Source organism: Massilia sp. CT11-108, from assembly GCF_047302915.1.
Classification (GTDB): domain Bacteria; phylum Pseudomonadota; class Gammaproteobacteria; order Burkholderiales; family Burkholderiaceae_D; genus Telluria; species Telluria orientalis.
In genome coordinates this window covers 14,405-41,170 of the sequence record NZ_JBKYMO010000004.1, presented here as the reverse complement: position 1 = coordinate 41,170, position 26,766 = coordinate 14,405, and the positions used below count along the sequence as shown (strand labels likewise).

Genomic DNA, 26,766 nt, shown 5'->3' with positions numbered 1-26,766 from the left:
TTTCGCGGGGATGACGTGATCAGGCCTTCAGGCCCAGCCTTTCCCTTGCCGCCTGATACTGCTGCGTCAGGCGCTCCACCATCTCCGCGACAGTCGGCACGTCATCCATCAGCCCGACGCCCTGCCCCGCGCCCCAGATATCGCGCCACGCCTTGGCGCTGCCGGAACCAAAACTCATCTTGCTCTTGTCCGACACCGGCAGGTTGTCCGGATCCAGCCCGGCCGCCACGATCGATTTTTTCAGGTAGTTGCCGTGCACGCCCGTGAACAGATTCGTGTAGACGACGTCGGCCGCCGTCGATTCCACGATCGCGCTGCGGTAGGCGTCGGTGACGTTCGATTCGCGCGTGGCCAGCCAGCGCGAGCCGATGTAGGCGAAGTCGGCGCCCATCGCCTGCGCGGCGAGGATGGCGTCGCCCGTCGCGATGGAACCCGACAGCGCGATCGGGCCGTCGAAGAATTTGCGCACTTCGCCGACCAGCGCGAACGGCGACAGCGCGCCCGCATGGCCGCCGGCGCCGGCCGCGACGAGGATCAGGCCGTCGACACCCGCTTCCAGCGCCTTTTCCGCGTGACGGATCGAAACCACGTCGTGCATGACGATGCCGCCATAGGCGTGCACGGCGTCCAGCATCTCTTTCGGCGGCGCGCGCAGCGACGAGATGATGATCGGCACCTGGTGCTTCACGCACACGGCCACGTCGTGTTCCAGGCGGTCGTTCGACTGGTGCACGATCTGGTTGACGGCGATCGGGCCCACCTTCCGGTCCGGATGCAGTTCCTGGTAATCCGCCAGCTCGCGCTGCAGGTCCGTCAGCCACGTGTCGAGCAGCTCGGCCGGACGCGCGTTCAGCGCGGGAAAGGAACCGACGATGCCCGCCTTGCACTGCGCGGCCACCAGCGCGGGACCGCTGGCGATGAACATCGGCGACGCGATGACGGGGAGGGACAGGTTTTGCAGGACGGGAGGCAGCGCCATGGGTTTCTCGCGATAGTTGATCGGACCCGTCGATTATGGATTAGAAAAGCACGATCGTGCTAGATTCCGAGCTCTAAATTTGCAGCGCCGGCATCAATCGAACGGAATCTGTTCTTCGCGCCGGCGGATCTCCGCCCACACGGCGCGCTTGGTGTCGTCGTCGGCGCGGCCCCACGCGACGATCTCGTCGATGGTGCGCAGGCAGCCCTCGCACAGGCCCGTCACGGGCGACATCTTGCACACATTGATGCATGGGGACGGCACGGGCGTCTGTTGTTCCGGCAAAAGACGTGTCTCGTTCATGCCGCGGCCTGTGCAACTGTCGGTATTGTGTCGCGCCACTTGGAGCGCCGACTGGTCTGGGATATAGGACACATGGTGCGCAGATTAACCTACCGGGACGAATCGCGCTTGACCGACAAGCCCACCCGCGTAGACTGGGGCTCTTCCGTTGCGCGTTGCGCTTACCCCATCTGTAAGGTTCGCGCAAGCTTTGCCATCAAGACTGAACCCTCGATCGATGCCTCAGCCACGCGCCGGCGCATTGCCGACACACCCCACAAGGAGTGCCGATGTCCCTGAATCACAAGTTCCTGGCGCAAATGCGCGCTGCAACCCGATCCCTGATGCGCCGCGGCCCGTCCGTTGCCCGCACCGTCATCCGGGAATCCGTCAAGAATGCCACCGCCGTGCAGACCGCAGCGGTCAAAAGCGTGGAATCCATCACGCCGCCGGCCTCGAATTATCCGACCTACGACGCCTTTTCCGACATGCTGGCCGACCTGTCCCGCCTGGGCCAGAGTGCGAATCCGTTCAATGTGCCCCCGCTGTCGACGGGCGCGGCCGCGATCGGCCTGCCCGGCCATTTCATCGACGCCAGTTATTCGAACGACGCGGGCACCCGCGACTACAAACTGTATATCCCGAGCACGTATGCCGGACAGCCGGCGCCGCTGCTCGTGATGCTGCACGGCTGCTCGCAGCATCCCGACGACTTCGCGCTCGGCACGGGCATGAACGCCCTCGCCGAGGAATATGGCTGCCTCGTCGCTTATCCGGCCCAGTCGCAGCAGGCCAACGCGACGCGCTGCTGGAACTGGTTCAGCGCCGCGGACCAGCAGCGCGGCCAGGGCGAGCCATCGATCATCGCCGGGCTCACGCAGGACATCATGGCGCGCTACGTGATCGATCCGAAGCACGTCTACGTCGCGGGCCTGTCCGCGGGCGGCGCGATGGCGGCCATCATGGGCACGCTGTATCCGGAGCTGTACGCGGCCGTCGGTGTCCACTCCGGCCTGCCGTTCGCGGCGGCGCACGACCTGCCGTCGGCGATGGCCGCGATGAAGGGCGATTTCCGCACCGGCCACAAGCCGGGTAAATCGTTGCCGATCATCGTGTTCCACGGCGACCGCGACACGACCGTGCATCCGGCCAACGGCCACGAACTGATCAACCAGCGCCGGCGCCACCCATCGGAAGACGTCGTCGTCGAACCCGGCAACGTGCCAGATGGCCACGCCTATACGCGCACCGTGCACCGCCGGCCCGACGGCAGCATCCACGCGGAACACTGGGAGATCCACGGTTCCGGCCACGCCTGGTCGGGCGGCGATACGCGCGGCAGCTATACGGATGGCAAAGGCCCGAACGCGAGCCGCGAAATGATGCGGTTCTTCCGGACGGCGCGCTGACGCTTACATACCCGGCGCCTTGTCGGCCTGTTGCGCGATATGCTGTTCGAGGCAGGCCGGACACCAGCACCCGGCCGCTGCGCCGGGCACCGGCAGCGGGACCACGGGCGGCAGCTTCGTGCACCAGCACGGTGCACCATCGGTACCATCCGCCATCGCGCAACCGAATTCGGCGCCGCATTGTGAACAAGTGCTCATGCAAAGGTGACATCGTGTATCCAGATGTAATGCACCTTAACGGCCGGTGCCGGAAAATACAACATAGAACTTCTATAATGGCCACTGCGGTAGGCTATTGCCTGTAAAATCTCGCAAATTCTTTTCCGGACCCCCAATGAACGCAACGCTGAGCAATCTGACGGGCGACGACCAGAACAACGACCTGACTGCGGTCTCGCCGCAGATCAAGGCACAGATCCTGGCCGAAGCGCTCCCCTACATCCGTAATTTCCACGGCAAGACGATCGTCATCAAGTACGGCGGCAACGCGATGACCGACGAGCGCCTGAAGCACGGCTTCGCGCGCGACGTGATCCTGCTGAAGCTGGTCGGCATGAATCCGGTCGTGGTGCACGGCGGCGGTCCGCAGATCGACAACGCCCTGAAAAAAATCGGCAAGCAGGGCACCTTCGTGCAAGGCATGCGCATCACCGACGAAGAAACCATGGAAGTGGTGGAGTGGGTGCTGGGCGGCGAAGTCCAGCAGGACATCGTCATGCTGATCAACCACTACGGCGGCCAGGCCGTGGGCCTGACCGGCAAGGACGGCGGCCTGATCCGCGCACGCAGGATGGCCATGCCGGACAAGGAAAAGCCGGGCGAGTTCCTCGACATCGGTTTCGTCGGCGAAATCGAAGCGATCAATCCGGCCGTCGTGAAAGCGCTGCAGGACGACGCCTTCATCCCGATCATCTCGCCGATCGGTTTCGGCCAGGACGGCCAGGCCTACAACATCAACGCCGACGTCGTCGCCGGCAAGATCGCGGAAATCCTGAAAGCCGAAAAGCTGATCATGATGACGAATATCGCCGGCGTGCAGGACAAGAGCGGCAACCTGGTCACCGACCTGTCGGCACGCGAGATCGACGAGATGTTCGCAGACGGCACGATTTCCGGCGGCATGCTGCCAAAAATCTCGTCGGCGCTGGACGCCGCCAAGTCGGGCGTGAACACCGTGCACATCATCGATGGCCGCATCGAGCACTCTTTGTTGCTGGAAGTCTTGACCGAACAGGCTTTTGGCACTATGATCCGCTCGCACTGAATTTCTGTGGCGTCTGAATGGCGCCACAAGAATCACTGCCCTTGTAGCTCAGTGGTAGAGCACTCCCTTGGTAAGGGAGAGGCCACGTGTTCAATCCACGTCAAGGGCACCAGGATTTGTCCAGATTCCCGCCTGTTTTGGTATCCCCGATGCCTGACGTAACGGATAAGACAAGCATCTTGTTCACGCTGCGCGTTTGCGCGGCAGGAATGCAGGACACTCGCGGCGCGATGACAAGCGTCAGGATGCGAGAGAGGAGTAAAAGCTGGAGCGGTAGTTCAGTTGGTTAGAATACCGGCCTGTCACGCCGGGGGTCGCGGGTTCGAGTCCCGTCCGCTCCGCCAGAATTAAGAAAAAGGGTCCGATTTTTCGGACCCTTTTTTGTTTCGCATCCGCCGTTCCCGCGTGCGCGGGAAGTCATTTCCGGCAATGCCGGGAATGACGGCTCAGTAGACCCGTTCGATCGTCACCCCGCTTTGTTCAAGCAAAGCCGGCACACTCCCCGTCCCCAATAAATGCAGCACGCCGATCGCGGCCACGGTCCGGTCTTCCGCACGCAGCAATTGCAGCAGGCGCTCGGCCAGCCCGACGTTCCTCTCCTTCAGCAGCACCTGGGTCACGAAGCGGCCTGACACGCTCCGGTCCGTCTCGCACCGCTCCGCCATCCGGTCGAGCGCCTGCCGGTCCGCGGTACTCCAGGCCCGCACGACTTCCCGGGCCTCCGTGCGCTGGGCGCCGGATTCGATCGTGTCCATCATTTCTTCCAGAAACCGCCAGCGATCCGGCATCGGCAGGCGGTCCAGCTGCGCCAATTGGCCGCCCAGCGATTCCAGCGCCAGCACCCGGACGTGGTGCCGGCGCGCCTGGCGGGCCAGCCACGCATCGCTCGACAGGTCGACCCGGTACCCTTGGCGCGTGTATTCGGCCAGTGTCAGCATCGTCGCCAGCAGCACCGGTTTGAAGCTCAACATCGATGACGCGTCGAGGCCCCCCTGCTGCAACAGCCTGTCGAGACGCCGCTTCTGCTCGGGCGGCAGGCTGTCGTAGGCGGGATTGCCGGGCGCGAGCATGCCGTACGTGCGCAGCGCGTCCTGCAGGTCGGCACGCGGCTGGTCGGGATCGATCTCGAGCGCCAGCGTCGATGCCTCGGCCAGCGCGCCCGTGAGGCGGTCTTCGAGTGGATAGAAGTCCGGCAGGCCGACGTGCAAGGTGCCGAACAGATGCATCACGTGGCCGTCCAGCGTGAGCCGGAACAGCGCACCGCGGTCGGTCGCATGGGCCAGCGGCGTGGCCAGCAGGCATACCAGAATCAGGTGGAAGAAGCGGCGCATACGCATCCTCGCGGAAGTCATCCTTGACCCATTCTGGATCGGCCCGACAGCCGGGCATGCGATCTGGATCAGAGGAAGAAACGCGCTGCGTCATGCCGATATAATCTGAACTCCCTTGTCCGTTCCGTTCCCACCGTGTCCAAGCTCCCCTCGCCTGTCTGGCTGTTCGACCTCGACAACACGCTGCACGATGCATCGCACGCGATCTTTCCGGCGATCAGCGCCAACATGAACACGTACATCGCGCGCGTGCTCGGCGACGGCGTCACGCCCGCGAGCCAGGAAACCGTCGACGCGGCCCGCGTCGGCTACTGGAAGCGCTACGGCGCGACGCTGCTGGGCATGATCCGCCACCACCGCGTCGACGCGGCCGACTTCCTGCGCCAGACGCACGACATCGGCGCCCTGCACGAGCTGGTGCGCTACGAGCGCGGCCTGGAGCGCCTGCTGCGCCGCCTGCCGGGACGCAAGATCCTGCTGACGAACGCGCCCACCGCGTATTCGACGGGCGTCGTGCGCCACATCGACCTGCAGCGCCAGTTCGCCCACCACGTCGCGATCGAGGACATGCGCGTGCACGGCCGGCTGCATCCCAAGCCGTCGAAGCTGATGCTGCGCCGCCTGCTGCGGCGCCACGGCGTGTCGGCGCGGCGCTGCATCCTCGTCGAGGACACGCTCATCAACCTCAAGCGCGCCAAGCAGCTCGGCCTGCGCACGGCCTGGGTCACGCAATACCTGCGCTACAGCGATCCGATCGGCAAAGCCCCCCTGCCGAAGATGGTCAAACGCCCCGGTTACGTCGATGTCAAAGTAAAATCCGTTCTTCGGCTGCCCGCGCACCTGCACCGGCTCGCCCCCAGACATCACACGGAGAACCTCTAACAACATGGCAAGCACCAAGCCGGGCCAACGCAAGCAGCAGATCCTCCAGGCCCTGGCGGCCATGCTCGAACACCCGAAGGGCGAGAAGATCACCACGGCGGCGCTGGCCGCCCGGCTGTCGGTGTCGGAAGCGGCCCTGTACCGCCATTTCGCCAGCAAGGCGCAGATGTTCGAGGGCCTGATCGAATTCATCGAGGGCACCGTGTTCACCCTGTTCAACCAGGTCGCGGAACGCGAGGACAATGGCGTCGCGCAGGCGCATGCGATGCTGCAGATCCTGCTGTCGTTCTCCGCCAGCAATCCGGGCATGACGCGCGTGCTGATCGGCGATGCCCTCGTCGGCGAGGACGACCGCCTGGTCCTGCGCATGAACCAGTTCTACGACAAGGTCGAGCTGGCGTTCAAGCAGGCGCTGCGCGTGGCCAGCACGCAGGGCCACGGCCGTGAGGAAGACGTGGCCGCGCGCGCCGGGATGCTCGTCGCGTACGTGACGGGACGCTGGCACCGCTACGCCAAGAGCGGTTTCAAGCAGCACCCTGTCGAGAACAGCCCGCTGCAGCTGGCCCTCCTCCTCGCCGCCTGATATCGATCGCCATGAGCGCCATGGACGCCACCGTGTTCGCCCTGCTCGATGACGCGAGCCCCGAAGGCCATGCGCAGGCGCGCTCGCGCCTGTACGAGGGCTATGCGGGCGTGCTGGCATGCCAGCACGTGGAAGACTGGCCGCGCTTGCTGGACGGCGTCCAGGACGCCCTCGCGCGCGGCCTGCACGCCGTGCCGGTGCTGACCTATGAACTGGGCGAGCAGTTGCTCGGCATCGCGGCACCGCGCGAGCTGCACGCGGCGCTGGCGCAGGTGCTGCTGTTCGAGCGCTACACGATGCTGGATGCGGACCAGGTCGACGCGTGGCTCGCCGCAGACGAAGCCAGTGGCCCGGCCGGCATCGGCGCCGTGCGCGCCAACGTCGACGAGGCCACGTTCGCCCAGGCCATCGACCGCATCCGCGACTACATCGCGGCCGGCGACACCTACCAGGTCAACTACACGTACCGTCTCCGCTTCGACGCCTTCGGCGACATCAGGCAGCTGTACGCGCGCCTGCGCGCACGCCAGCCGGTGCCCTACGGCGCCCTCGTCTCCCTGCCGGATGGCCGCGCGGTGCTGTCGCTGTCGCCGGAACTGTTCGTGCGCCATGACGCGGGCCGCCTGCTGGCGCGTCCGATGAAGGGCACGGCGCCCGCGGACCTGCACGACGATGTCGTGAACGCCGTGCGCGCGCAGCAGCTGGCCGCCGATCCGAAGAACCGCGCCGAGAACCTCATGATCGTCGACCTGCTGCGCAACGACCTGGGACGCATCGCGCGCACCGGCAGCGTGGGCGTGCCCGCGCTGTTCGAGGTGAAGCGCTACAGCAGCGTGCTGCAGATGACGTCCACCGTGCAGGCCCAGCTCGCGCCGGGCACCACGTTGCAGGACATCTTCACGGCCCTGTATCCCTGCGGCTCGATCACGGGCGCGCCCAAGCGCCGCACGATGGAAATCATCCGCGAACTGGAGCCGGCCGCGCGCGGCATCTACACGGGCGCGATCGGCTGGATCGATCCGCCGGCGGGCAGCGGGTTCGGGACGCTGCAGCATGCGCGGTTCGGCGATTTCTGTTTATCCGTCCCGATCCGCACGCTGACCCTGCTGCCGGAACAGAACGGCGTGCGGCACGGAGAGCTCGGTGTGGGCGCGGGCATCGTGTACGACAGCGACGCGGGCGCCGAGTTTGCCGAATGCCGGCTCAAGGCCGGCTTCCTCACGGGCCTGCCGAACGACTTCGAGATCTTCGAGACCATCCACGCCACGCGCGCGGACGGGTGCCGTCACCTGGAACGCCACCTTGCGCGCCTGGGTGCATCGGCCGCGTATTTCGGCCATCCGTTCAAGCCGGACCTGGCGCGTGCAGCCGTGGTGGAAGCCTGTGCCGCGCTGCCGGACGACGCCCCGCACCGCGTGCGGCTCGCGCTGCGTCCCGACGGCGAGATCGTCGTGCAGACGGGGGCGCTGGCGCCCTTGCAGGAACCGGTCGCCGTGCTGCTGGCGGACGCGCCCACGCGCGCGCACGACGTCTTCCTGCGCCATAAGACGAGCATCCGCAGCCGCTACGACGCCGCCTGGCGCGCGGCGGAAAGCGCGGGCGCCTTCGACACGCTGTTCTTCAACGAGCGCGGCGAATTGACGGAGGGCGGCCGCAGCAACGTGTTCGTGAAGATCGGCGGCCGCTGGTACACACCGCCGCTGTCGTCCGGCGTGCTGCCCGGCGTGATGCGGGGCGTGCTGCTGGACGATCCGGCCTGGGGCGCGATCGAATGCCCGCTCACGCGCGCGAGCCTCGCGCGTGCGCAGGAAATCGTCGTCTGCAACGCGCTGCGCGGGCCGCTGCGCGCCGTGCTGCGCAAGTAAAAAGGGCCAGCACGAGGCCGGCCAAAACCGGCCAGTTACGGCCGGCACGCTTTTGGAGGAAGCGGGGATTCGGTGCTGCGGGCGTTCAGGCGGGGAGGTGCATCGTGGGACTCTTCTTCATTTGGATTCGATGAAGACAGTCTATTGAACCACCTCAACAAAATCGTTGATGTGCATCAAAATGCCCACGATGGGATGATTGGCGGGCTCAGCCTTTGAGTGCCTGCTCGATCTTGCCGACGAGGGTAGGATCTTCCGGCGTCACCTTGCTCGGGAAGTAATCGATGACTTTGCCGTTGCGGTCGATCAGGTATTTGTTGAAGTTCCACTTGGGCTGGTTGCCCGTCGCCTTGATCAGCTCCGAATACAGCGCATTGGCTTTATCTCCGGAGACGACGGTGCTCGTGAACATCGGGAACTTCACGCCGTACGTGTTGTAGCAAAGGTCGGCGATCTTCTTCGCGTCCGCGTCTTCCTGTTTAAAGTCGTTCGACGGGAAGCCCAACACGACGAGGCCGCGCGGCGCGTACTTCGCGTACAGCTTTTCCAGGCCTTCGTACTGCTTGGTGAAACCGCAGTAGCTGGCCGTGTTCACCACCAGCACGACCTTGCCGCTGTACTGGCACAGGTCCTGCGGCGCTTCGTCCTGCAGGCGGTTGAAGGTGTGCTTCAGCACGGCGGGGCAGCTGGCCGGCTGGGCGACGGGCTGGGCGGCCGGGGTCTGCGCCAGCGCGGGTGCCGCCGTCATCGTGGAGAACGTCGCGGCGGCGCCGAGGGAAAGCAGCAAAGCGGTGGACTTGAACATGGTCGGAAATCGCACGGGTTGGTGGATCTTCATTCTATGCCAATCGGCGCGGACCGGCAGGCTCAGCCGTCGACTCAGTTGTCTATCCTTACCTTCGACATGTCCGCCTTCGGCTGAGGCCATTCGAGCTTCATGCCCTGCATCGTTTCCAGCATCAGGTGCGCGATGATCAGGTTGCGGTGCGTCTTCGAATCGGCCGGCACGATGTACCACGGCGCGTGGTCGCAGTCCGTCGCGTTGATCGCGTCGGCGTAGGCGCCCTGGTAGACATCCCATTTCTCGCGCGCGGTGAGGTCGGCCGGGTCGAACTTCCAGTGCTTCTCCGGGTCGTCCAGGCGCGCCTGCAGGCGCTCGCGCTGCTCGTCTTTCGAGATGTGCAGGAAGACCTTCATGATCGCCGTCCCCGTCTCCGCCAGCATGCGTTCGAAGTCGCGGATGTGGGCGTAGCGGCGCTCGAGGTCCATCCCGTCCAGCGTGCCGAGAATGCGCGGCACGAGCACGTCCTCGTAATGGCTGCGGTTGAAGATCCCGATTTCTCCCTTGGCCGGCACGCGCGCGTGCACGCGCCAGAGGAAATCGTGGGCTTTTTCCTTCTCGGTCGGGGCCACGAAGCCGGTGGCGTGCAGGCCCATCGGATTGATCTGCGAGAACAGCGCGCGCACGGTGCCATCCTTGCCGGAGGTATCCATGCCCTGCAGGATCAGCAGCAGCTTCTGGTCGCGCGCGGCGTACAGCTTTTCCTGCAGCTTGGCCACTTCGGCCGTCAGCTCGGCAGTAAGCGCTCGCTCGCGCTCCTTGAGTTCGCCATTCTTGAGCTTGCCCTTCTTGTCGTCGCGCAGCGGGGTGGCGCCGGCATCCTTGTCGCGCAGTTCCAGGTTTTTCGGCGCGCGGAAGCGTTCCAGCATGCTCATGCGGCCTGTTCTCCCAGCTTGCGGTGTTCGATCAGCATGCAGTGGTTCATGACCACGTCGAGGCCGGCGGCGCGGGCCAGGTCGGCGGCGACCTGGTTCTCGATGCCGAGCTGCATCCACAGACAGCTGGCGCGCACGTCGATGGCGTCCTTGGCGATCGGCGGAATCTCTTCCGACTTGCGGAAGCAATCGACGATGTCGATGCGCGTGCCGGACGACGCCAGCGCGTCGGCCGCCTCCTGCAAGGTGGCGTAGACGGTCTCGCCGAGGATCACCTGGCCGGCGTAGGCGGGATTGACGGGGATGATGCGGTAGCCCTGCTCCTGCAGGTAGCTGGCGACTTCCAGGCTGGCGCGTTCGGGCTTGTTCGAGAGCCCGACGACGGCCACGGTCCGGGCTGCGCGGAGGATTTGTTCGATGGTTCGCATGCTAAGCCTGAGTTTGTCTTGTCGTTGACACTAGCTTATCAGGTTTGCATCATCAGACGGCGCAGGATACCGATTCGGGGTCAGAGCACATTTCGGCAAAGATTCGGGGTCAGAGCACATTTTTAAGCAATGGTTCTGAAGAACGCTTTGCGCAAGGGTCGCCATGCCGGGCGGGCTACCGGCATCGCTTACCAGGGCTTTGATTCGCAGAAGCCATTGTTCTAAAAAGTACTCTGACCCCGAATTTCGCGATAAATGTGCTCTGACCCCGAATTTGGGCAATAAAAAAGGCAGCCGGGGCTGCCTTTCTTTTGAGCGCTCGAAAAACGAGCGATCAGCGTCCTTTATGACGCAGCTTGGCGATGGCCGCCAGCTGGGCGATCGCCGCCGCCAGTTCGGCTTGCGCCTTGGCGTAGTCGATCTGCGAGTCCTTGTTGACCATCAGCTCTTCGGCCTTGCGCTTGGCTTCCTGGGCTTTCGCTTCGTCCAGGTCGGCACCGCGGATCGCGGTGTCGGCGAGGACGGTCACGCCTTTCGGCTGGACTTCCAGGATGCCGCCGGCAACGAACACGAACTCTTCGTCGCTGCGGCCCGCCACCTTGATGCGCACGGCACCCGGGCGGATGCGCGTGATCAACGGGGTGTGCATCGGGTAGATACCCAGCTCACCCGCTTCACCCGGCAACGCGACGAATTCCGCTTCGCCCGAAAAGATCTGCTCTTCGGCCGAGACGACGTCAACGTGAATGGTATTTGCCATAAGTGTCCTTTGAAGAGGCTAGCTCTTAAGCAGCCAGCTTCTTGGCCTTTTCGATCGCTTCTTCGATGGTGCCGACCATGTAGAACGCCTGCTCCGGCAGGTGGTCCAGCTCGCCCGACGCGATCATCTTGAAGCCCTTGATCGTGTCTTTCAGCGAGACGTACTTGCCCGGTGCGCCCGTGAACACTTCAGCGACGTGGAACGGCTGCGACAGGAAACGCTGCATCTTGCGCGCGCGTGCGACGACCAGCTTGTCTTCCGGTGCCAGTTCGTCCATGCCCAGAATCGCGATGATGTCACGCAGTTCCTTGTAGCGCTGCAGGGTGCCCTGCACGGCGCGCGCGGTCGTGTAGTGCTCTTCGCCGACGACCAGCGGATCCAGCTGGCGCGAGGTCGAGTCCAGCGGGTCGACTGCCGGGTAGATACCCAGCGAGGCGATGTCACGCGACAGAACGACGGTCGAGTCCAGGTGGGCGAAGGTCGTGGCAGGCGACGGGTCGGTCAAGTCGTCCGCAGGGACGTACACGGCCTGGATCGAGGTGATCGAACCGGTCTTGGTCGACGTGATGCGCTCTTGCAGGCGGCCCATTTCTTCGGCCAGCGTCGGCTGATAGCCCACGGCGGACGGCATACGGCCCAGCAATGCCGACACTTCGGTACCGGCCAGCGTGTAACGGTAGATGTTGTCGACGAAGAACAGAACGTCCTTGCCTTCGTCACGGAACGCTTCCGCCATCGTCAGGCCGGTCAGCGCGACGCGCAGACGGTTGCCCGGCGGTTCGTTCATCTGGCCGTAGACCATCGCGACCTTCGAGTTGCCCAGGTTGTCCAGATCGACGACCTTGGCATCGGCCATTTCGTGGTAGAAGTCGTTACCTTCACGGGTACGCTCACCCACGCCGGCGAACACGGACAGACCCGAGTGCGCCTTGGCGATGTTGTTGATCAGTTCCATCATGTTCACGGTCTTGCCGACGCCGGCGCCGCCGAACAGGCCGACCTTACCGCCTTTGGCGAACGGGCAGACCAGGTCGATCACCTTGATGCCGGTTTCCAGCAGGTCTTGCGACGGCGACAGCTCGTCGTAGGCCGGGGCGGTGCGGTGGATCGACGCGGTGCGTTCCTGGCTGACCGGACCGCGCTCGTCGATCGGGTTGCCCAGCACGTCCATGATGCGGCCCAGCGTGGCCGGACCAACCGGAACCATGATCGGGTTGCCGGTGTTCTGGATGGTCATGCCGCGACGCAGGCCTTCCGAGCTGCCCAGCGCGATGGTGCGGACGATGCCGTCGCCCAGCTGCTGCTGCACTTCCAGCGTCAGTTCGGAGCCTTCCATTTTCAGTGCGTCATACACCTTCGGCATGGCGTCGCGCGGGAATTCCACGTCAACCACCGCGCCGATACACTGAACGATTTTGCCATCAGCCATTTTCGTTCCTTCAGATATAGTTTTAATGTCGTTTCGTGAGGTCGCTACGTCGCTCAGCTGCTGATCGCAGCTGCGCCCGACACGATCTCGGAGAGTTCTTTGGTAATCGCCGCCTGGCGGGTCTTGTTGTAGACCAGCTTCAGCTCGCCGATGACGTTACCCGCGTTGTCGGTCGCGGCCTTCATTGCCACCATACGCGCCGATTGCTCGGACGCCAGGTTCTCGGCCACCGCCTGGTAGATCAGCGCTTCCACGTAACGGACCAGCAGCTCGTCGATCACGACTTGCGCGTCCGGCTCGTAGATGTAGTCCCACGAGTGGGCGCCGCTGTCCGCTTCCAGGTGACCGGCCGGCAGCGGGAGCAGCTGCTCGATGACCGGTTCCTGGCGCATGGTGTTGATGAACTTGGTGTAGCACAGGTACACCGCGTCCAGCTGACCATCCTGGTAAGCGTCGAGCATGACCTTGATCGGGCCGATCAGCTTTTCCAGGTGCGGGGTGTCGCCGATCTGGGTGACGCTCGACACGACCTTCACGCCGACACGGTTCAGGAAACCCAGACCTTTATTGCCGATTGCAACGGCTTCAATGCGTTTGCCCGCGCTTTCCAGCTCGCGGGACTTCTGCGTCACCTGGCGCAGCACGTTGGTGTTCATGCCGCCGCACAGACCCTTGTCGGTCGTGACGACGATGAAGCCGACGGCTTTCGCCTCGACGTCCTTGGCTTGCGCCATGAACGCGTGGGTGTACTCCGGGTTCGCAGTGGCGAGGTTGGCCGTGATGTTACGGACCTTCTCGCTGTAGGGACGGGCGGCGCGCATCCGGTCCTGCGCCTTGCGCATCTTGGACGCGGCGACCATTTCCATCGCCTTGGTGATCTTCTTCGTATTTTCTACGCTCTTGATCTTGCCTCGTATCTCTTTGCCTGCTGCCATGAGCCCTTACTCCTTAAGGGGACGGGGGGAGAGCCCCCGTCCCGAGATCCATCAATAAGCCGGTCTTAGAACGACTTCTTGAAATCGGCGACGGCGGCGGCCAGCGCTGCTTCGCTGTCCTTGTCCAGTGCCTTGGTCTCTTCGATCTTCGACAGCAGCGCGCCGTGGCTCGACTTCAGGAAGCCATGCAGGCCCGCTTCGAAATCCAGCACGCGCTTGACGTCGATGCTGTCGAAGTAGCCCTTGTTCACTGCGAACAGCGAGGCGGCCATCAGCGAGATCGGCAGCGGCGAGTACTGCTTCTGCTTCAGCAGTTCGGTCACGCGCGCACCGCGGTCCAGCTGCTTGCGGGTCGACTCGTCCAGGTCCGATGCGAACTGCGCGAACGCGGCCAGTTCACGGTACTGCGCCAGGTCGGTACGGATACCGCCGGACAGGCCCTTGATGATCTTGGTCTGAGCTGCGCCACCGACGCGCGACACCGAGATACCCGCGTTGATTGCCGGACGGATACCCGCGTTGAACAGCGAGGTTTCCAGGAAGATCTGACCGTCGGTAATCGAGATCACGTTGGTCGGCACGAATGCCGAGACGTCGCCCGCTTGCGTTTCGATGATCGGCAGTGCGGTCAGCGAACCGGTCTTGCCCTTGACGGCACCGTTCGTGAACTTCTCGACGTAGTCGGCGTTCACGCGTGCGGCACGCTCCAGCAGACGCGAGTGCAGGTAGAACACGTCGCCAGGATATGCTTCGCGGCCCGGCGGGCGGCGCAGCAGCAGCGAAATTTGACGATAAGCGACTGCCTGCTTCGACAGGTCATCATAGACGATCAGCGCGTCTTCGCCGCGGTCGCGGAAGTATTCGCCCATCGCGCAGCCCGAGTAGGCCGAGATGTATTGCATTGCTGCCGATTCCGACGCCGACGCGGCGACGACGATCGTGTATTCCATCGCGCCGTGCTCTTCCAGCGAGCGGACGATGTTCTTGATGGTCGAAGCCTTCTGGCCGATTGCGACGTACACGCAGGTGACGCCCTGGCCCTTCTGGTTGATGATCGAGTCGACTGCGACAGCCGATTTACCGGTCTGGCGGTCGCCGATGATCAGCTCGCGCTGGCCACGGCCGATCGGCACCATCGCGTCGATCGACTTGATACCGGTCTGCAGCGGCTGCGACACGGATTCACGGGCGATCACGCCCGGGGCGATCTTTTCGATCGGCGAGGTCAGCTTGGCGTCGATCGGACCCTTGCCGTCGATCGGCTGGCCCAGTGCGTTGACGACGCGGCCGCGCAGTTCCGGACCGACCGGCACTTCCAGGATGCGGCCCGTGGTCTTGACGGTGTCGCCTTCCGAGATGTTCTCGTAGGCACCCAGGATCACGGCGCCGACCGAGTCGCGCTCGAGGTTCATGGCGAGGCCGAAGGTGTTGCCCGGGAATTCCAGCATCTCGCCCTGCATCACGTCCGACAGACCATGGATGCGGCAGATACCGTCGGCGACGGAGATCACCGTGCCTTGGTTACGAACATCAGCCTGACCTTCGAGGCCCTGGATGCGGCTCTTGATCAGTTCGCTGATTTCAGACGAATTAAGTTGCATGAGTGCTAACTCCTAATAGTTTCTTGATGCGTAGGGCAAGTCCTGGACGCGGCGACGGTGCTTGTCTAGCGATTCTCAGGCGACCAGCGCGTTGTGCATCTGCTGCAGCTTCGCGCGGACCGAGGTATCGAGCACTTCATCGCCGACGACCACGCGCACGCCACCGATCAGCGACGGATCGACCACGACCGTGGGGTTCAGCTTGCGGCCAAATTTCTTTTCCAGCGTGGCGACCAGCGGGTTGAGCTGGTCGGCCGAAAGTTCAAACGCGCTGTGGATCGTCGCGTCGGCGGCGCCTTCCTGTGCGTTCTTGAGCACAGCAAACTGGGCACCGATTTCCGGCAGCAGGGCAACGCGGCCGTTCTCGGCCAGCATCGCAATAAAGTTCTTCGCTTCAGGGCTCAAAGGCGACTTGACCATCGACGCGATCGCATCGGCAAGCTGTGCGTGCGTGACGATCGGATTGGCAGCAAAAGCCTGCACATCCGGATTGGCACCGATCTGCGCCAGTTCCGCGACGGTGGCCGACCAGGCGGCCATGTCGCCCTGCTGGGCGACGCGGAACAGGGCTTCGGCGTAAGGGCGGGCGACGGTTGCGAGTTCAGCCATGATCAGAGCTCGGTCGACAGGCGGTTCAGCAGGTCGGCGTGGGCCGCTGCGTTGACTTCGCGCTTCAGGATCTGCTCGGCACCGGCGACGGCAAGGGTAGCCACCTGGCCACGCAGTTCTTCGCGCGCGCGGGTGATTTGCTGTTCCGCGTCGGCCTTGGCACCTTCGATGATGCGTGCGGCTTCGACGGATGCCTGCTGCTTGGCTTCTTCGATGATCGCTGCGGCGCGCTTTTCGGCGTCGGCGATACGCTTGGTGCTTTCGTCACGCGTTGCAGCCAGTTCGGCGGCGATGCGCTTTTCTGCGGCGGCCATTTCAGCCTTGCCACGGTCGGCGGCTGCCAGACCATTCGCGATCCTCTCGGCGCGCTCGTCGAGCGCTTTCATCAGCGGCGGCCACACGAATTTCATCGTGAAAACAACCAGGATGAAGAAGACCACGAACTGGGCAAACAAAGTTGCATTCAAGTTCACGGTGTATTCCTTCTCACAAAAACGGATGCCGAACCTGGGGGGTTCGGCTGTTCAGAACCGAATAATGATTCGATTAGGCGTGGAACGGATTTGCGAAAGCGAACAGCATGGCGATACCGACGCCGATCAGGAATGCCGCGTCGATCAGACCAGCCAGCAGGAACATCTTGGTCTGCAGGGTGTTCATCAGTTCAGGCTGACGTGCCGAAGCTTCCAGGTATTTGCCGCCCATCAGAGCGATACCGATACAGGCACCGATTGCACCCAGGCCGATGATCAGACCGCAAGCCAGCGCAACGTAAGAATAGTCAGTCATTAGATTTACTCCAAAAGTATGTTAAAAAATTAAAAATTTACAACTTCTTTACTACCACTATCTTGTTCGTTCTTGCGATCGCGTCTGTCAGTGGCTCTCGTGGGCCTGACCGATGTAGACCAGCGTCAGCATCATGAAGATGAATGCCTGCAGGACAACGATCAGGATGTGGAAGATCGCCCAGACCGAACCCGCAATCACGTGACCGACGAAGCCGAACGCGGTTGCCATGGAGCCCAACAGGGCGATCAACAGGAACAACAGCTCGCCGGCATACATGTTGCCGAACAGTCGCATAGCGAGCGACACGGTACGGGCTGCATATTCGATGATGTTCAACAGCAGGTTGAACGGAGCCATGTAGATGCCGAACGGTGCAGCGAACAGCTCATGCACCCAGCCACCGACGCCTTTGACTTTCAGGTTGTAGTACAGGACCACGGCCAGCACGCCCAGCGCGATGCCCATGGTGCCGTTCAGGTCGGCGGTCGGGACGACGCGGTGGGTCGGGAACAGGTGCTCGACGCCGAGGACGCGGAACAGGGACGAGAACAGGTCGACCGGGAGGAAGTCCAGCGAGTTCATCAGGGCAACCCAGACGAACACGGTCAGGGCCAGCGGTGCGATGAAGCTGCGGTCACCGTGGATGATGGATTTCGACTGGTCTTCGACCATCTCGACGATCATTTCGACGAAGGCCTGGAAACGGCCCGGCACACCCGCGGTAGCGTTGCGCGCGGCCAGCCACATGATCAGGCAGCCGACCACGCCGGCAAAGATCGACCAGAAAATGGTATCGATATTCCAGACGTGGAAATCGACCACGAAGCTCTGGTGACCTGCAGTCAGGTGGTGGAGGTGGTGCTGGATATATTCACTTGCGGTTGGCGCATGCTCCGCCGCGGTTTCTACCGTGTTCGTCATTGTTTATGCCCAAATAATAAAATGATGTAACTTTTCAGCGCCACGATGAACCCGCCCAGCAGGGCCAGCCAGTTCAGGCCGTGGTACAGCCGCGCCGTTGCGTACAGCAGCGCGAGCGTTAAAGCAATCTTTACAAATTCCCAGATGAAAAATGTGGCAGGGTTTGGACCGCCCATTTTTTGTGAACTGGCGAACAGGCGAAACGCCATGATGCCATTGGGCACGACACAACACATCCCGCCAAGTACCGCCGAAAACATCGCAGCCCACCCCCCAAGCAGTCCGGCGATCACGCCGGCCACAAGTGTTGCCAGGATTTGCAGGGAGACCAAGCGCAGCATTTTTCTGTTCTTTTCGCGCCAGCCGTGGTGGAACCGTGTAACGGTATGGTAATTACATGAATCAGCGGGATTATAAGGTGTTATCGGAGCCATAGTCAAACTCTTCGCTCCGCGCGCCTGCTTATATCGGGTGTAAAAACGACAAAATAAATTACCTGGAAACTGTTAAATTTTCTACGAAATGTTGTGTATTTGCGACTGTTGAGCGAGGTAAACCGATAGTTTCGGCCATGCATATACCAGCCGGTACGGTCTGGTAACGCGACCAGGGGCACGCTCACCGACGTGCTCGATTTGCACCGCGGCAGTGAGGACGCTGTGCGCTGGGAGTGCGTGGCGCGTCGCCGTGGTGCATCCGTTGTGGATAAAAGAATGCCGGGCGCGCAGCCCGGCATCGGTGCGGGGGTGTCCGCGTCAGGCGCGCAGGCGCGCGAGCACGGTGTCGAGGACGTCGAGGTCGGCGAAGTCGATGATCATCTGTCCCCTGCCCTTCGGCCCCATCTTGAACACGACGGGCGTCGCCAGGCGGTCGGACAGTTCTTCCTCGAGGCGCACGATGTCGCCCGACTTTTCCTTCTGGCGCGCGGCAGCCGGCGGCGCGTTCTGCTCTTCCAGCGCGCGCGCGACCAGCTTTTCCGTTTCGCGCACGGACATGCGCTTGGCGATCACCTGGTTCGCCAGTGCGATCTGGCTGGCCGCGTCGACGGCCAGCAGCGCGCGTGCATGCCCCATGTCGATGTCGCCCGCCATCAGCATCGTCTGCACGGGTTGCGCCAGGTTCACGAGGCGCAGCAGGTTCGACACGGCACTGCGCGAGCGGCCGACGGCCTGCGCCGCCTGCTCGTGGGTAAAACTGAATTCCGAGATCAGGCGCGCGATGCCCTGCGCTTCTTCCAGCGGGTTCAGGTCTTCGCGCTGGATGTTTTCGATCAGCGCCATCGCGGCGGCGTTCTGGTCATCCACTTCGCGCACGAGGACGGGGATCTCGTCCAGGCCCGCCAGCTGGGCCGCGCGGAAGCGGCGTTCGCCGGCGATGATCTCGTAGCGCGCGCCGGACGGCGACTGGTCGATCGGCCGCACGAGCACCGGCTGCATGATGCCCTGGGATTTGATGGACGATGCAAGCTCGGCCAGCGAACCGTCGTCCATGCGCGTGCGCGGCTGGTATTTGCCTGCCTGGATCTGACCGACCGGCAGCAGGGACGGCGCACCGCTTGGCGCGGCCGGCGTCTCGGGAGCGTCTCCACCCAGCAGCGCGTCGAGACCGCGGCCGAGTCCTTTGAGTTTTTTGGTTGCCATGACTTATGCTGGTTCTGGTTACATTGTCTTGATGCGTTCGACCATCTCGGCGCCGAAGGCAATATAAGCCTGCGCGCCTTTCGAGGACGGATCGAACGTGACGCCCGGGATGCCGTACGACGGCGCTTCCGCCAGGCGCACGTTGCGCGGGATGATTGTCTTGAACACCTTGTCGCCGAAGTGCTGCTCGAGCTGGGCCGACACCTGCTGCGACAGGGTCATGCGCGGGTCGAACATCACGCGCAGCAGGCCGATGATGCGCAGATCATGGTTCAGGTTCGCATGCACCTTCTTGATCGTGTTCACGAGATCCGACAGGCCCTCAAGAGCGTAGTACTCGCACTGCATCGGGATGATGACGCCGTGCGCGGACACGAGGCCGTTCAGGGTCAGCATCGACAGCGCGGGCGGGCAGTCGATCAGGATGAAGTCGTAGTCGGCGTCGACCTTCGCCAGTGCTTCCTTCAGGCGGCGCTCGCGGTTTTCCAGTTCGACCATCTCCACTTCGGCACCGGCCAGTTCGCGGTTGGCGGGCAGCACGTCGAAGCGCCCTGCTTCGCTGCGCAGGCGCGCCGTGGCCACGTCGGCCTCGCCCAGCAGCACCTCATAGATGGACGAGGTCAGCCCCGCCTTGTTGATGCCCGCGCCCATGGTGGCGTTGCCCTGCGGGTCGAGGTCGACCAGCAGCACGCGCTGGTCAAGCTTGGCGAGACCGGCGGACAGGTTCACGCTGGTGGTGGTCTTTCCGACCCCGCCCTTCTGGTTTGCTACGCAAAAAATTTTCGCCATGTATGCCTTTATCAGTCATACGGTTAATATCATTAAAACGGTTTATACGATTTATATGATATTAACGGTATAAACTGTTTATACAGTTTATATGCTTATGCTTCGACGGGATTGTTTCACGTGGAACGTTCGATGAATACCAGGTGGCGCTCGGCGCCTAGCCTCGGTACGTCCAGCGGTTCCACCTTGTCGACCTTCCACTCTGCCGGCAGCCGTTCCTGTTCGTCTTTCGGGGCCACCCCTTTCAAGGCGATGTAGCGTCCGCCGTCTGCCAGCAGGTGCGAGGACCAGTTGACGAAATCCGACAGGTCGGCAAAAGCACGCGAGGTGATGACGTCGAATTTGTCGCTCACCTGCAGTTGCTCCACTCGTGCCGTGTACACCGTGACGTTGGCCAGGCCCAGTTCCGCCTTCACCTGCGTAAGAAACGCCGTTTTTTTGTGGACCGTGTCGATCATCGACACTTTCATGTCTGGCCGCACGATTGCCAGCACGATGCCGGGCAGACCACCGCCCGAACCCACGTCCAGCACATTCTGCGCGGCCGCAAAGGCCGGTACGGCGGCCAGCGAGTCCAGCAGATGGTGCGTGACCATCTGCATCGGGTCGCGCAGCGACGTCAGGTTGTAGACCGCATTCCACTTGAACATCAGGGCCAGGTAATTCATCAGCTTGTCCTGCTGGGCCGGATTCACGTCGAGACCCATCGCGGCGATCCCCTCGCCCAGCACGGCGGACAAGGCCGCTCGATCGAAATTCTTCATGCGGCCGATTCCTCGTTCGGGACACTCCCAAAACCTTTGGCGCCGCGCTTTTTCAGGTGAACGAGCAGCAACGAAATGGCCGCCGGCGTCACACCAGAAATGCGCGAGGCCTGGCCCAGCGTTTCCGGCCGCTGCTTATCGAGCTTCTGGCGCACTTCGATCGACAACGCCGCGATCTCGAGATAGTTCAGGTTCTCGGGCAATTTCAGGTTTTCATAGTGATCGTGGCGTTCGACCTCGCGCGCCTGACGGTCGATGTAACCCGAATACTTCAGCTGGATCTCGACCTGCTCCTTCACGGCCGGATCTTCCACACCCGGGCCGCCCAGCGCCTGGCCGTCGACACCCTGCAGCGTAACCAGCTTGTCGTACTCGACACCCGGACGGCGCAGCAGGTCCGCCAGGTTGTATTCGCGCTCGATCGCTTGACCGATCACGCGTTCGGACTCGGCCGCGGCAAGGATGCGCGGGTTCACCCACGTCGCGCGCAGGCGCTCCAGTTCGCGTGCGACGGCTTCGCGCTTGCGCTCGAACGCTTCCCACTGCGCATCGCCGACGACGCCCAGCTTGCGGCCGATCTCCGTCAAGCGCATGTCCGCATTGTCTTCACGCAGCGACAGACGGTATTCCGCGCGGCTCGTGAACATGCGGTATGGCTCCGCGACGCCCTGCGTCGTGAGGTCGTCGACCAGCACGCCGAGGTAGGCTTCCGAGCGCGACGGCGTCCACGCGTCGCGGCCCTGCGTCTGCAGCGCCGCATTGATACCGGCGAGCATGCCCTGGGCCGCGGCTTCTTCGTAGCCGGTGGTGCCGTTGATCTGGCCGGCGAAGAACAGGCCCTGGACGGCCTTCGTCTCCAGCGACGCCTTCAGGCCGCGCGGGTCGAAATAATCGTATTCGATCGCGTAGCCGGGACGCAGGATGAACGCGTTTTCCAGGCCGCGCATCGAGCGCACCAGGGCCAGCTGCACGTCGAACGGGAGGCTCGTCGAGATACCGTTCGGATAGAACTCGTTGGTGGTCAGACCTTCCGGCTCGAGGAAGATCTGGTGCGACTCCTTCGATGCGAAGCGGTGGATCTTGTCTTCGATCGACGGGCAATAGCGCGGGCCGACGCCCTCGATCACGCCCGTGTACATCGGGCTGCGGTCGAGGCCGTTACGGATGATGTCGTGCGTCTGCGCATTCGTGTGGGTGACCCAGCACGGCAGCTGCTTGGGGTGCATCGCGGCATTGCCCATGTACGAGAACACGGGGACCGGATCGAGGTCGCCCGGCTGTTCCGTCATCACGGAGAAGTCGATGCTGCGGCCGTCGATGCGCGGCGGCGTGCCCGTTTTCAGGCGGCCCTGCGGCAGCTTCAATTCCTTCAGGCGCGACGATAGCGACACGGCAGGCGGATCGCCCGCACGGCCGGCCGAGTAATTCTGCAGACCGACGTGGATCTTACCGTCAAGGAAAGTACCTGCGGTCAGCACGACGGCGCGGGCACGGAAGCGCAGGCCAATCTGCGTGACGGCGCCAACGACGCGGTCGCCTTCGACCATCAGGTCGTCGACGGCCTGCTGGAACAGCCACAAATTCGGCTGGTTTTCCAGGCGCGAGCGGATCGCCTGCTTGTACAGCATGCGGTCGGCCTGGGCACGCGTGGCGCGCACGGCCGGGCCTTTCGAGGAGTTCAGGATACGGAACTGGATACCGGCTTCGTCGGTGGCGATGGCCATCGCGCCGCCCATGGCGTCCACTTCCTTGACGAGGTGGCCCTTGCCGATGCCGCCGATGGACGGGTTGCAGGACATGGCGCCCAGGGTTTCGATGTTATGAGTGAGCAACAGGGTCTTTTGGCCCATGCGCGCAGACGCGAGCGCCGCTTCGGTGCCGGCATGGCCGCCGCCAACGACGATCACGTCGAATTCAGTCGGAAATAGCATGATGGAGTGTGTTGCGAGGAGGATTAAGAAGGGATTATAGATTCTTTTTTCCATGCGGCTTCGGCTCGGCCGCGAAAACGACGATTTGTTTCACGTGAAACAATGCCGTGTTAGGATTTTCGCCACACTCACTCGAGCTTGCAGCGATGCCGAAACGTCGTCCTCTCACCTGTCTTTTGCTTGCCGCCAGCGCGACCGTCAGCGCGTATCCACGCTCGGATCTGCCGTCGACCACGTTCAGCCACAAGGACTGGGAACTTGTCTGTGACAACACGAGAACCTGTCGCGCAGCCGGCTACAATGAAGAAGACGACGGTCCGAACGCGACCATCCTGTTGACGCGCGCTGCCGGACCGCACCAGCCGATCAAGGTCGAGCTGCAGCTGGCGGAAGATGAACGCCATCCGGCCCCCGACCAGCTTGCGATGAGCATCGACGGCCGCGCCGTCGGCATCGTCCGCATCGAACCGAAATCGTCCACGCTCACGCTGACCGATGCGCAAATGCGTGCACTACTGCCGGCCCTGCTGAAGGACGGGCGCATCGCCTGGACCGGCCAGGGCACGACATGGACTATCTCGACGGCGGGCGCTAATGCCGTGCTGCTCAAGATGGACGAATTCCAGGGCCGGCTCGATACGCTTGGCGCATTGGTGCGGAAGGGCAGCAAACCAGAATCAAATGTTCTGCCACCATTGCCCGCGCCAGAGATCGAGGCGGCGCCGGTCAGCCAGGACAAGAACCCCATCAAGCTTACCCCGGCGCAGACCCGCGAGATCAAAACCGCATTGCGCAAGACCGTGAAGGAAGGCGATTGCGAACTGCTGGACTCGGCGTCCGAATCGGCGGGCAAGCTCGAGGTGCGTCCGCTCACGAAGGACAAACTGCTTGCATCGCACACCTGCCGGATCGCCGCGTACAACACGGGCGACGGCTACTGGGTCGTCAATAAGAAGCCGCCCTACTCGGCCGTCCCCGTCACCACGTCCGCCACGGATTACGATGACGGCGTCATTACCTCGTTCCAGAAAGGACGTGGCATTGCCGACTGCGTAGCAACCGCGACCTGGACATGGGACGGCCACACGTTTGCCCAGACCTCCGACAAAACATCCGGCATGTGCCGTCAGTTCACGCCCGGTGGCGCATGGGATTTACCGACGCTCGTGACGAACGTCCGAAAGTCGCGTTGACTGTTCCACGTGAAACAATCACCAGCCCAGCCGCTTGAACGTGTCGAACGCTGTCTTTACGATCAGCAGCCCGACAACGGCGAGGAACAGCTTGCGCACGAAGCCGCTGCCATGCTTCAGCGCCAGCTTGGTCCCGACCAGTGAGCCGGCGATCTGGCACACGGCCATCAGCAGGCCAAGCTGCCACAGCAGATGGCCGCTGTAGCCGAACCAGAGCAACGCCGAGATATTGCAGGCGACGTTGACGATCTTCGCCGCCGCCGACGCGCTGAGGAAGTCGAACCCGAAGAAGCGGACGAACAGGAAGATCAGGAAGCTGCCGGTGCCAGGACCAAAGAAGCCGTCATAGAAACCGATGGCGGCGCCGACACCCATCGCCAGCAGCCGCTCCTTCATGCCGCTGTGGGACGGCGCATGGACGGCGCCGAGGTCCTTCTTCTTGTACGTGTACACGGCCACCGCGACGAGGACCAGCGGCAGCAGACTCCTGACGAAATCGCCCGGCACGCGGGTCACCGTCCACGCACCGATGAACGACAGCGCGAATGCGGCGAGGGCCGCCGGCGCCGCCGTGCTCCAGGCGACCGTCACGCGCCGCGAGTATTTGACGGCCGCGACTGCCGTGCCAAACATCGCGGCCAGCTTGTTCGTGCCCAGTAGCGTCGCCGGTACCTCACGGGGGAACATGGCGAACATCGCCGGGATCTGGATCAATCCTCCCCCACCGACGACAGCATCCACGAGACCGGCAACGAAGGCCGCGACGGCCAGCAGGGCAAAATCGAACATGATGAATCACGCGTAAAAGCGCTATTGTAGTCCGACACCCTTGTTGCGACGCAACAAACTCAGACGGCCGCCGCCCGCCCCTCTTCCAGGAATTGCAGCAGCAGGCGGTTGACCTCGTCGGCCGCCGTCAGCTGCAGCCAGTGATCCGCGCCGCGGATGCGCTCGAAACGGAACTCGCCGTCGACGTAGTGCGCGGAGTCGCGCATCTGCTTTTCGCCCAGGGCCGGGTCGCGGTCGCTCCACAAGCCCATCACCGGCACTTTCACCTGGCGGTGTCCGCGCGGCAGGGCGAGACTCAGGTTGGCGCGGTAATAGTTCAGGGCGGCCGTCAGGCGGCCCGGCGGGGACAGGTCGCGCTTCCAGTGGTCGGCCTGACCGGGCTCGTCCGTGAACTGGCGCATGATGAACCAGTCGGCGGCGCGCAACGTATGCTCGGCGATGCCCGGCATGATGAAGCCGAGGATATACGTCATGCGCAAGCGCTGCAGGATGCCGGCACGCGCGATGGCGTACGGGTGACCGGTGGACATCGCCACGTAGCGGTGCACGCGCTCCGGCGCCAGCGTCGCGATCTGCCAGCCGATGATGCCGCCCCAGTCATGGCCGACGAGGAAGACCTTGTCGATGTGGAGGGCGTCGAGCAGGCCCAGCACGTCGCCGCGCAGCTTGTCCATCGTGTAGTCGAAGACGCCGCCCGGCGCGTCGCTGCGGCCGTAGCCGCGCAGGTCCGGGGCCAGCACGCGAAAGCCCGCGGCGGCCAGGACGGGGACCTGCTTGCGCCAGACGATGTGGGTGTCGGGAAAGCCGTGCAGCAGCAGCACGGCCGGTCCCTGCCCCGTCGTCGTCGTGTGGATGCGGATGCCGTTCACGTCCAGCATGAGGGATTCGTCGATCACGTGCGTCTCCTTGAAACCGGAGCGTGGAGCACCGCCGCGATCTCGCCGACGATACCCCGGCGGAACAACAACACGCAGGCAACAAAGATGAGGCCGGTGACGATGCCCACCGATTCTCCGAGTGATGCGAACCATTCTACATGCGTCTTCTCGGCCAGGAAGTTCCCCAGGTCGCCCAGCTTGTTTTCCAGTGCGACGATCAGGAAAGCGCCCAAAATCGGCCCGGCCAGGGTGCCCATGCCGCCGACCAGGGTCATCAGGATGACGAGGCCGGACATCGTCCAGTGCACGTCCGTCAGCGTTTCGAAGCCGAGCACGACGGTCTTCGTCGCGCCCGCCAGGCCGGCCAGTGCGGCCGACAGCACGAACGCGACGAGCTTGTAACGATCGACGTCGTAACCCAGAGAAATGGCGCGCGCCTCGTTTTCCTTGATCGCCTTCAGCACTTGCCCGAACGGCGAATGCACCGTGCGCACGATCAGGGCAAAGCCGGCGACGCAGATCGCCAGCACGACGTAGTACAAGGTCAGGTCGTTGCCGAGGTCGACGCTGCCCAGCAACTTGCCGCGCGGGACGCCCTGCAGCCCGTCCTCGCCATGCGTGAACGGCGCGCGCAGCGCCGCAAAATACACCATCTGCGCGAGCGCCAGCGTGATCATCGAAAAATAGATGCCCTGGCGCCGGATGGCCAGCAGCCCCATGACGAAACCCAGCGCCGCGGCCGCCAGCACGCCCAGCACGAGCGCCGCCTCGAACGGCAAGCCGAGCACCGCCAGCGCGTGGCCCGTGACGTAGCCGGCGCCGCCGAAGAAGGCCGCATGTCCGAACGACAGTAAGCCGGTGTAGCCGATCAGGAGGTTGAAGGCGCAGGCGAACAGCCCGAAGCACAGCAGCTTCATCAGGAAGACCGGATAGCCCACGAACGGTGCCGCCAGCGCCACCACCAATGCGAGGCCGTAGCCGAGTGTTCTGTTCATG

General features: G+C 63.4%; 29 protein-coding genes and 2 tRNA genes. 8 read left to right on the top strand and 23 right to left on the bottom strand.

Going from position 1 to position 26,766, the window contains the following annotated elements; translation table 11 throughout:
* Nucleotides 1-19: 19 nt before the first annotated feature.
* Nucleotides 20-979 carry an NAD(P)H-dependent flavin oxidoreductase gene (locus tag ACEN88_RS01165; RefSeq protein ID WP_413336998.1) on the bottom strand — a complete coding sequence of 320 codons (960 nt, stop codon included), beginning with the start codon at nucleotides 977-979 and terminating at the stop codon, nucleotides 20-22.
* Nucleotides 980-1,072: 93 nt separating this feature from the next.
* Nucleotides 1,073-1,282: a DUF1289 domain-containing protein gene (locus tag ACEN88_RS01160; RefSeq protein ID WP_413336997.1), complete on the bottom strand. Its 210-nt coding sequence runs from the start codon at nucleotides 1,280-1,282 to the stop codon at nucleotides 1,073-1,075.
* A gap of 269 nt (nucleotides 1,283-1,551) precedes the next feature.
* Between ACEN88_RS01160 and ACEN88_RS01155 the strand changes: the two genes are divergently transcribed.
* Entirely contained in the window at nucleotides 1,552-2,670 is a 1,119-nt protein-coding gene (locus tag ACEN88_RS01155; protein WP_413336996.1) for an alpha/beta hydrolase family esterase, read from the top strand.
* A 3-nt stretch (nucleotides 2,671-2,673) separates the two neighbouring features.
* Here the strand turns inward: ACEN88_RS01155 and ACEN88_RS01150 are convergent, their stop codons facing one another.
* A complete protein-coding gene (locus ACEN88_RS01150; protein WP_413336995.1) occupies nucleotides 2,674-2,868 on the bottom strand; it encodes a cysteine-rich CWC family protein in 195 nt (64 codons plus the stop codon).
* 136 nt (nucleotides 2,869-3,004) lie between these two features.
* Here ACEN88_RS01150 and argB point away from each other — a divergent pair, with 136 nt between their 5' ends.
* From argB to ACEN88_RS01135, 3 genes are all read left to right on the top strand, one after another.
* On the top strand, nucleotides 3,005-3,934 hold the full coding sequence (argB, locus tag ACEN88_RS01145) for an acetylglutamate kinase (protein WP_413336994.1): 930 nt from the start codon (nucleotides 3,005-3,007) through the stop codon (nucleotides 3,932-3,934).
* A gap of 37 nt (nucleotides 3,935-3,971) precedes the next feature.
* Nucleotides 3,972-4,046 (top strand) — tRNA-Thr (locus tag ACEN88_RS01140).
* A gap of 155 nt (nucleotides 4,047-4,201) precedes the next feature.
* A tRNA-Asp gene (locus tag ACEN88_RS01135) sits at nucleotides 4,202-4,278 on the top strand.
* Nucleotides 4,279-4,380: 102 nt separating this feature from the next.
* Here ACEN88_RS01135 and ACEN88_RS01130 read toward each other — a convergent pair.
* Entirely contained in the window at nucleotides 4,381-5,265 is an 885-nt protein-coding gene (locus ACEN88_RS01130) for a TraB/GumN family protein (protein WP_413336993.1), read from the bottom strand.
* Nucleotides 5,266-5,370: 105 nt separating this feature from the next.
* On the opposite strand from ACEN88_RS01130, the gene ACEN88_RS01125 reads away from it, so the two are divergent.
* The 3 genes from ACEN88_RS01125 to ACEN88_RS01115 are packed head-to-tail and all read left to right on the top strand — an operon-like array spanning nucleotide 5,371 to nucleotide 8,595.
* Nucleotides 5,371-6,147: an HAD-IA family hydrolase gene (locus ACEN88_RS01125; RefSeq protein ID WP_413337014.1), complete on the top strand. Its 777-nt coding sequence runs from the start codon at nucleotides 5,371-5,373 to the stop codon at nucleotides 6,145-6,147.
* Nucleotides 6,148-6,151: 4 nt separating this feature from the next.
* A complete protein-coding gene (gene slmA, locus ACEN88_RS01120) occupies nucleotides 6,152-6,730 on the top strand; it encodes a nucleoid occlusion factor SlmA (RefSeq protein WP_413336992.1) in 579 nt (192 codons plus the stop codon).
* A gap of 20 nt (nucleotides 6,731-6,750) precedes the next feature.
* Nucleotides 6,751-8,595: a chorismate-binding protein gene (locus ACEN88_RS01115; RefSeq protein ID WP_413337013.1), complete on the top strand. Its 1,845-nt coding sequence runs from the start codon at nucleotides 6,751-6,753 to the stop codon at nucleotides 8,593-8,595.
* A 208-nt stretch (nucleotides 8,596-8,803) separates the two neighbouring features.
* Here the strand turns inward: ACEN88_RS01115 and ACEN88_RS01110 are convergent, their stop codons facing one another.
* The 16 genes from ACEN88_RS01110 to mnmG all read right to left on the bottom strand — a co-directional run bounded on the left by ACEN88_RS01110 (nucleotide 8,804) and on the right by mnmG (nucleotide 22,910).
* Nucleotides 8,804-9,400: a glutathione peroxidase gene (locus ACEN88_RS01110; RefSeq protein WP_413336991.1), complete on the bottom strand. Its 597-nt coding sequence runs from the start codon at nucleotides 9,398-9,400 to the stop codon at nucleotides 8,804-8,806.
* Between the two features lie 74 nt (nucleotides 9,401-9,474).
* Entirely contained in the window at nucleotides 9,475-10,311 is an 837-nt protein-coding gene (locus tag ACEN88_RS01105) for a PPK2 family polyphosphate kinase (RefSeq protein ID WP_413336990.1), read from the bottom strand.
* On the bottom strand, nucleotides 10,308-10,739 hold the full coding sequence (locus tag ACEN88_RS01100) for a CoA-binding protein (protein WP_413336989.1): 432 nt from the start codon (nucleotides 10,737-10,739) through the stop codon (nucleotides 10,308-10,310). Before ACEN88_RS01100 ends, ACEN88_RS01105 begins: the two co-directional genes overlap by 4 nt.
* A gap of 334 nt (nucleotides 10,740-11,073) precedes the next feature.
* Nucleotides 11,074-11,499: a F0F1 ATP synthase subunit epsilon gene (locus ACEN88_RS01095; RefSeq protein WP_413336988.1), complete on the bottom strand. Its 426-nt coding sequence runs from the start codon at nucleotides 11,497-11,499 to the stop codon at nucleotides 11,074-11,076.
* Between the two features lie 25 nt (nucleotides 11,500-11,524).
* Nucleotides 11,525-12,928, bottom strand: a complete 1,404-nt coding sequence (gene atpD, locus ACEN88_RS01090) for a F0F1 ATP synthase subunit beta (RefSeq protein ID WP_105378643.1) — start codon at nucleotides 12,926-12,928, stop codon at nucleotides 11,525-11,527.
* 53 nt (nucleotides 12,929-12,981) lie between these two features.
* Nucleotides 12,982-13,863, bottom strand: a complete 882-nt coding sequence (gene atpG, locus ACEN88_RS01085; RefSeq protein ID WP_056133854.1) for a F0F1 ATP synthase subunit gamma — start codon at nucleotides 13,861-13,863, stop codon at nucleotides 12,982-12,984.
* A gap of 65 nt (nucleotides 13,864-13,928) precedes the next feature.
* The gene (atpA, locus tag ACEN88_RS01080) at nucleotides 13,929-15,464 is read right to left on the bottom strand and encodes a F0F1 ATP synthase subunit alpha (protein WP_413336987.1); all 1,536 of its coding nucleotides are present in this window, start codon (nucleotides 15,462-15,464) and stop codon (nucleotides 13,929-13,931) included.
* 75 nt (nucleotides 15,465-15,539) lie between these two features.
* Nucleotides 15,540-16,073, bottom strand: coding sequence for a F0F1 ATP synthase subunit delta (locus ACEN88_RS01075; protein ID WP_413336986.1), 534 nt, complete (start codon nucleotides 16,071-16,073; stop codon nucleotides 15,540-15,542).
* A gap of 2 nt (nucleotides 16,074-16,075) precedes the next feature.
* Nucleotides 16,076-16,546, bottom strand: a complete 471-nt coding sequence (locus tag ACEN88_RS01070) for a F0F1 ATP synthase subunit B (protein ID WP_056133845.1) — start codon at nucleotides 16,544-16,546, stop codon at nucleotides 16,076-16,078.
* 73 nt (nucleotides 16,547-16,619) lie between these two features.
* Nucleotides 16,620-16,862, bottom strand: coding sequence for a F0F1 ATP synthase subunit C (gene atpE / locus ACEN88_RS01065; RefSeq protein WP_056133842.1), 243 nt, complete (start codon nucleotides 16,860-16,862; stop codon nucleotides 16,620-16,622).
* Nucleotides 16,863-16,949: 87 nt separating this feature from the next.
* Nucleotides 16,950-17,786 carry a F0F1 ATP synthase subunit A gene (atpB, locus tag ACEN88_RS01060; protein WP_371764107.1) on the bottom strand — a complete coding sequence of 279 codons (837 nt, stop codon included), beginning with the start codon at nucleotides 17,784-17,786 and terminating at the stop codon, nucleotides 16,950-16,952.
* Nucleotides 17,783-18,127 (bottom strand): ATP synthase subunit I, encoded by a 345-nt coding sequence (locus ACEN88_RS01055; RefSeq protein ID WP_056133835.1) that lies wholly within the window; start codon nucleotides 18,125-18,127, stop codon nucleotides 17,783-17,785. Before ACEN88_RS01055 ends, atpB begins: the two co-directional genes overlap by 4 nt.
* A gap of 414 nt (nucleotides 18,128-18,541) precedes the next feature.
* A complete protein-coding gene (locus tag ACEN88_RS01050) occupies nucleotides 18,542-19,426 on the bottom strand; it encodes a ParB/RepB/Spo0J family partition protein (protein ID WP_413336985.1) in 885 nt (294 codons plus the stop codon).
* Nucleotides 19,427-19,444: 18 nt separating this feature from the next.
* Entirely contained in the window at nucleotides 19,445-20,215 is a 771-nt protein-coding gene (locus ACEN88_RS01045; protein ID WP_036237197.1) for a ParA family protein, read from the bottom strand.
* A 116-nt stretch (nucleotides 20,216-20,331) separates the two neighbouring features.
* On the bottom strand, nucleotides 20,332-20,979 hold the full coding sequence (gene rsmG, locus ACEN88_RS01040) for a 16S rRNA (guanine(527)-N(7))-methyltransferase RsmG (protein ID WP_413336984.1): 648 nt from the start codon (nucleotides 20,977-20,979) through the stop codon (nucleotides 20,332-20,334).
* A complete protein-coding gene (gene mnmG / locus ACEN88_RS01035; RefSeq protein ID WP_413336983.1) occupies nucleotides 20,976-22,910 on the bottom strand; it encodes a tRNA uridine-5-carboxymethylaminomethyl(34) synthesis enzyme MnmG in 1,935 nt (644 codons plus the stop codon). The genes rsmG and mnmG overlap by 4 nt, the downstream gene beginning before the upstream one ends.
* A 146-nt stretch (nucleotides 22,911-23,056) precedes the next feature.
* Between mnmG and ACEN88_RS01030 the strand changes: the two genes are divergently transcribed.
* On the top strand, nucleotides 23,057-24,103 hold the full coding sequence (locus tag ACEN88_RS01030) for a DUF1176 domain-containing protein (RefSeq protein ID WP_413336982.1): 1,047 nt from the start codon (nucleotides 23,057-23,059) through the stop codon (nucleotides 24,101-24,103).
* Nucleotides 24,104-24,121: 18 nt separating this feature from the next.
* Here ACEN88_RS01030 and ACEN88_RS01025 read toward each other — a convergent pair whose 3' ends face one another.
* From ACEN88_RS01025 to ACEN88_RS01015, 3 genes are read right to left on the bottom strand one after another with little or no spacing between them, the layout of a single operon-like run.
* Nucleotides 24,122-24,892 carry a sulfite exporter TauE/SafE family protein gene (locus ACEN88_RS01025; RefSeq protein ID WP_413336981.1) on the bottom strand — a complete coding sequence of 257 codons (771 nt, stop codon included), beginning with the start codon at nucleotides 24,890-24,892 and terminating at the stop codon, nucleotides 24,122-24,124.
* 59 nt (nucleotides 24,893-24,951) lie between these two features.
* Nucleotides 24,952-25,788, bottom strand: a complete 837-nt coding sequence (locus ACEN88_RS01020) for an alpha/beta fold hydrolase (protein WP_413336980.1) — start codon at nucleotides 25,786-25,788, stop codon at nucleotides 24,952-24,954.
* Nucleotides 25,785-26,765 carry a branched-chain amino acid ABC transporter permease gene (locus ACEN88_RS01015; protein WP_413336979.1) on the bottom strand — a complete coding sequence of 327 codons (981 nt, stop codon included), beginning with the start codon at nucleotides 26,763-26,765 and terminating at the stop codon, nucleotides 25,785-25,787. Before ACEN88_RS01015 ends, ACEN88_RS01020 begins: the two co-directional genes overlap by 4 nt.
* Nucleotide 26,766 lies beyond the last annotated feature (1 nt).

Excerpts from the sequence above, each read along its gene's own strand:
- ACEN88_RS01165 (WP_413336998.1), bottom strand. The coding sequence starts at position 979 with ATGGCGCTGCCTCCCGTCCTGCAAAACCTGTCCCTCCCCGTCATCGCG.
- ACEN88_RS01160 (WP_413336997.1), bottom strand. The coding sequence starts at position 1,282 with ATGAACGAGACACGTCTTTTGCCGGAACAACAGACGCCCGTGCCGTCC.
- ACEN88_RS01155 (WP_413336996.1), top strand. The coding sequence starts at position 1,552 with ATGTCCCTGAATCACAAGTTCCTGGCGCAAATGCGCGCTGCAACCCGA.
- ACEN88_RS01150 (WP_413336995.1), bottom strand. The coding sequence starts at position 2,868 with ATGAGCACTTGTTCACAATGCGGCGCCGAATTCGGTTGCGCGATGGCG.
- argB (WP_413336994.1), top strand. The coding sequence starts at position 3,005 with ATGAACGCAACGCTGAGCAATCTGACGGGCGACGACCAGAACAACGAC.
- ACEN88_RS01130 (WP_413336993.1), bottom strand. The coding sequence starts at position 5,265 with ATGCGCCGCTTCTTCCACCTGATTCTGGTATGCCTGCTGGCCACGCCG.
- slmA (WP_413336992.1), top strand. The coding sequence starts at position 6,152 with ATGGCAAGCACCAAGCCGGGCCAACGCAAGCAGCAGATCCTCCAGGCC.
- ACEN88_RS01115 (WP_413337013.1), top strand. The coding sequence starts at position 6,751 with ATGGACGCCACCGTGTTCGCCCTGCTCGATGACGCGAGCCCCGAAGGC.
- ACEN88_RS01110 (WP_413336991.1), bottom strand. The coding sequence starts at position 9,400 with ATGTTCAAGTCCACCGCTTTGCTGCTTTCCCTCGGCGCCGCCGCGACG.
- ACEN88_RS01105 (WP_413336990.1), bottom strand. The coding sequence starts at position 10,311 with ATGAGCATGCTGGAACGCTTCCGCGCGCCGAAAAACCTGGAACTGCGC.
- ACEN88_RS01100 (WP_413336989.1), bottom strand. The coding sequence starts at position 10,739 with ATGCGAACCATCGAACAAATCCTCCGCGCAGCCCGGACCGTGGCCGTC.
- ACEN88_RS01095 (WP_413336988.1), bottom strand. The coding sequence starts at position 11,499 with ATGGCAAATACCATTCACGTTGACGTCGTCTCGGCCGAAGAGCAGATC.
- atpD (WP_105378643.1), bottom strand. The coding sequence starts at position 12,928 with ATGGCTGATGGCAAAATCGTTCAGTGTATCGGCGCGGTGGTTGACGTG.
- atpG (WP_056133854.1), bottom strand. The coding sequence starts at position 13,863 with ATGGCAGCAGGCAAAGAGATACGAGGCAAGATCAAGAGCGTAGAAAAT.
- atpA (WP_413336987.1), bottom strand. The coding sequence starts at position 15,464 with ATGCAACTTAATTCGTCTGAAATCAGCGAACTGATCAAGAGCCGCATC.
- ACEN88_RS01075 (WP_413336986.1), bottom strand. The coding sequence starts at position 16,073 with ATGGCTGAACTCGCAACCGTCGCCCGCCCTTACGCCGAAGCCCTGTTC.
- atpE (WP_056133842.1), bottom strand. The coding sequence starts at position 16,862 with ATGACTGACTATTCTTACGTTGCGCTGGCTTGCGGTCTGATCATCGGC.
- atpB (WP_371764107.1), bottom strand. The coding sequence starts at position 17,786 with ATGACGAACACGGTAGAAACCGCGGCGGAGCATGCGCCAACCGCAAGT.
- ACEN88_RS01055 (WP_056133835.1), bottom strand. The coding sequence starts at position 18,127 with ATGCTGCGCTTGGTCTCCCTGCAAATCCTGGCAACACTTGTGGCCGGC.
- ACEN88_RS01050 (WP_413336985.1), bottom strand. The coding sequence starts at position 19,426 with ATGGCAACCAAAAAACTCAAAGGACTCGGCCGCGGTCTCGACGCGCTG.
- ACEN88_RS01045 (WP_036237197.1), bottom strand. The coding sequence starts at position 20,215 with ATGGCGAAAATTTTTTGCGTAGCAAACCAGAAGGGCGGGGTCGGAAAG.
- rsmG (WP_413336984.1), bottom strand. The coding sequence starts at position 20,979 with ATGAAGAATTTCGATCGAGCGGCCTTGTCCGCCGTGCTGGGCGAGGGG.
- mnmG (WP_413336983.1), bottom strand. The coding sequence starts at position 22,910 with ATGCTATTTCCGACTGAATTCGACGTGATCGTCGTTGGCGGCGGCCAT.
- ACEN88_RS01030 (WP_413336982.1), top strand. The coding sequence starts at position 23,057 with ATGCCGAAACGTCGTCCTCTCACCTGTCTTTTGCTTGCCGCCAGCGCG.
- ACEN88_RS01025 (WP_413336981.1), bottom strand. The coding sequence starts at position 24,892 with ATGTTCGATTTTGCCCTGCTGGCCGTCGCGGCCTTCGTTGCCGGTCTC.
- ACEN88_RS01015 (WP_413336979.1), bottom strand. The coding sequence starts at position 26,765 with ATGAACAGAACACTCGGCTACGGCCTCGCATTGGTGGTGGCGCTGGCG.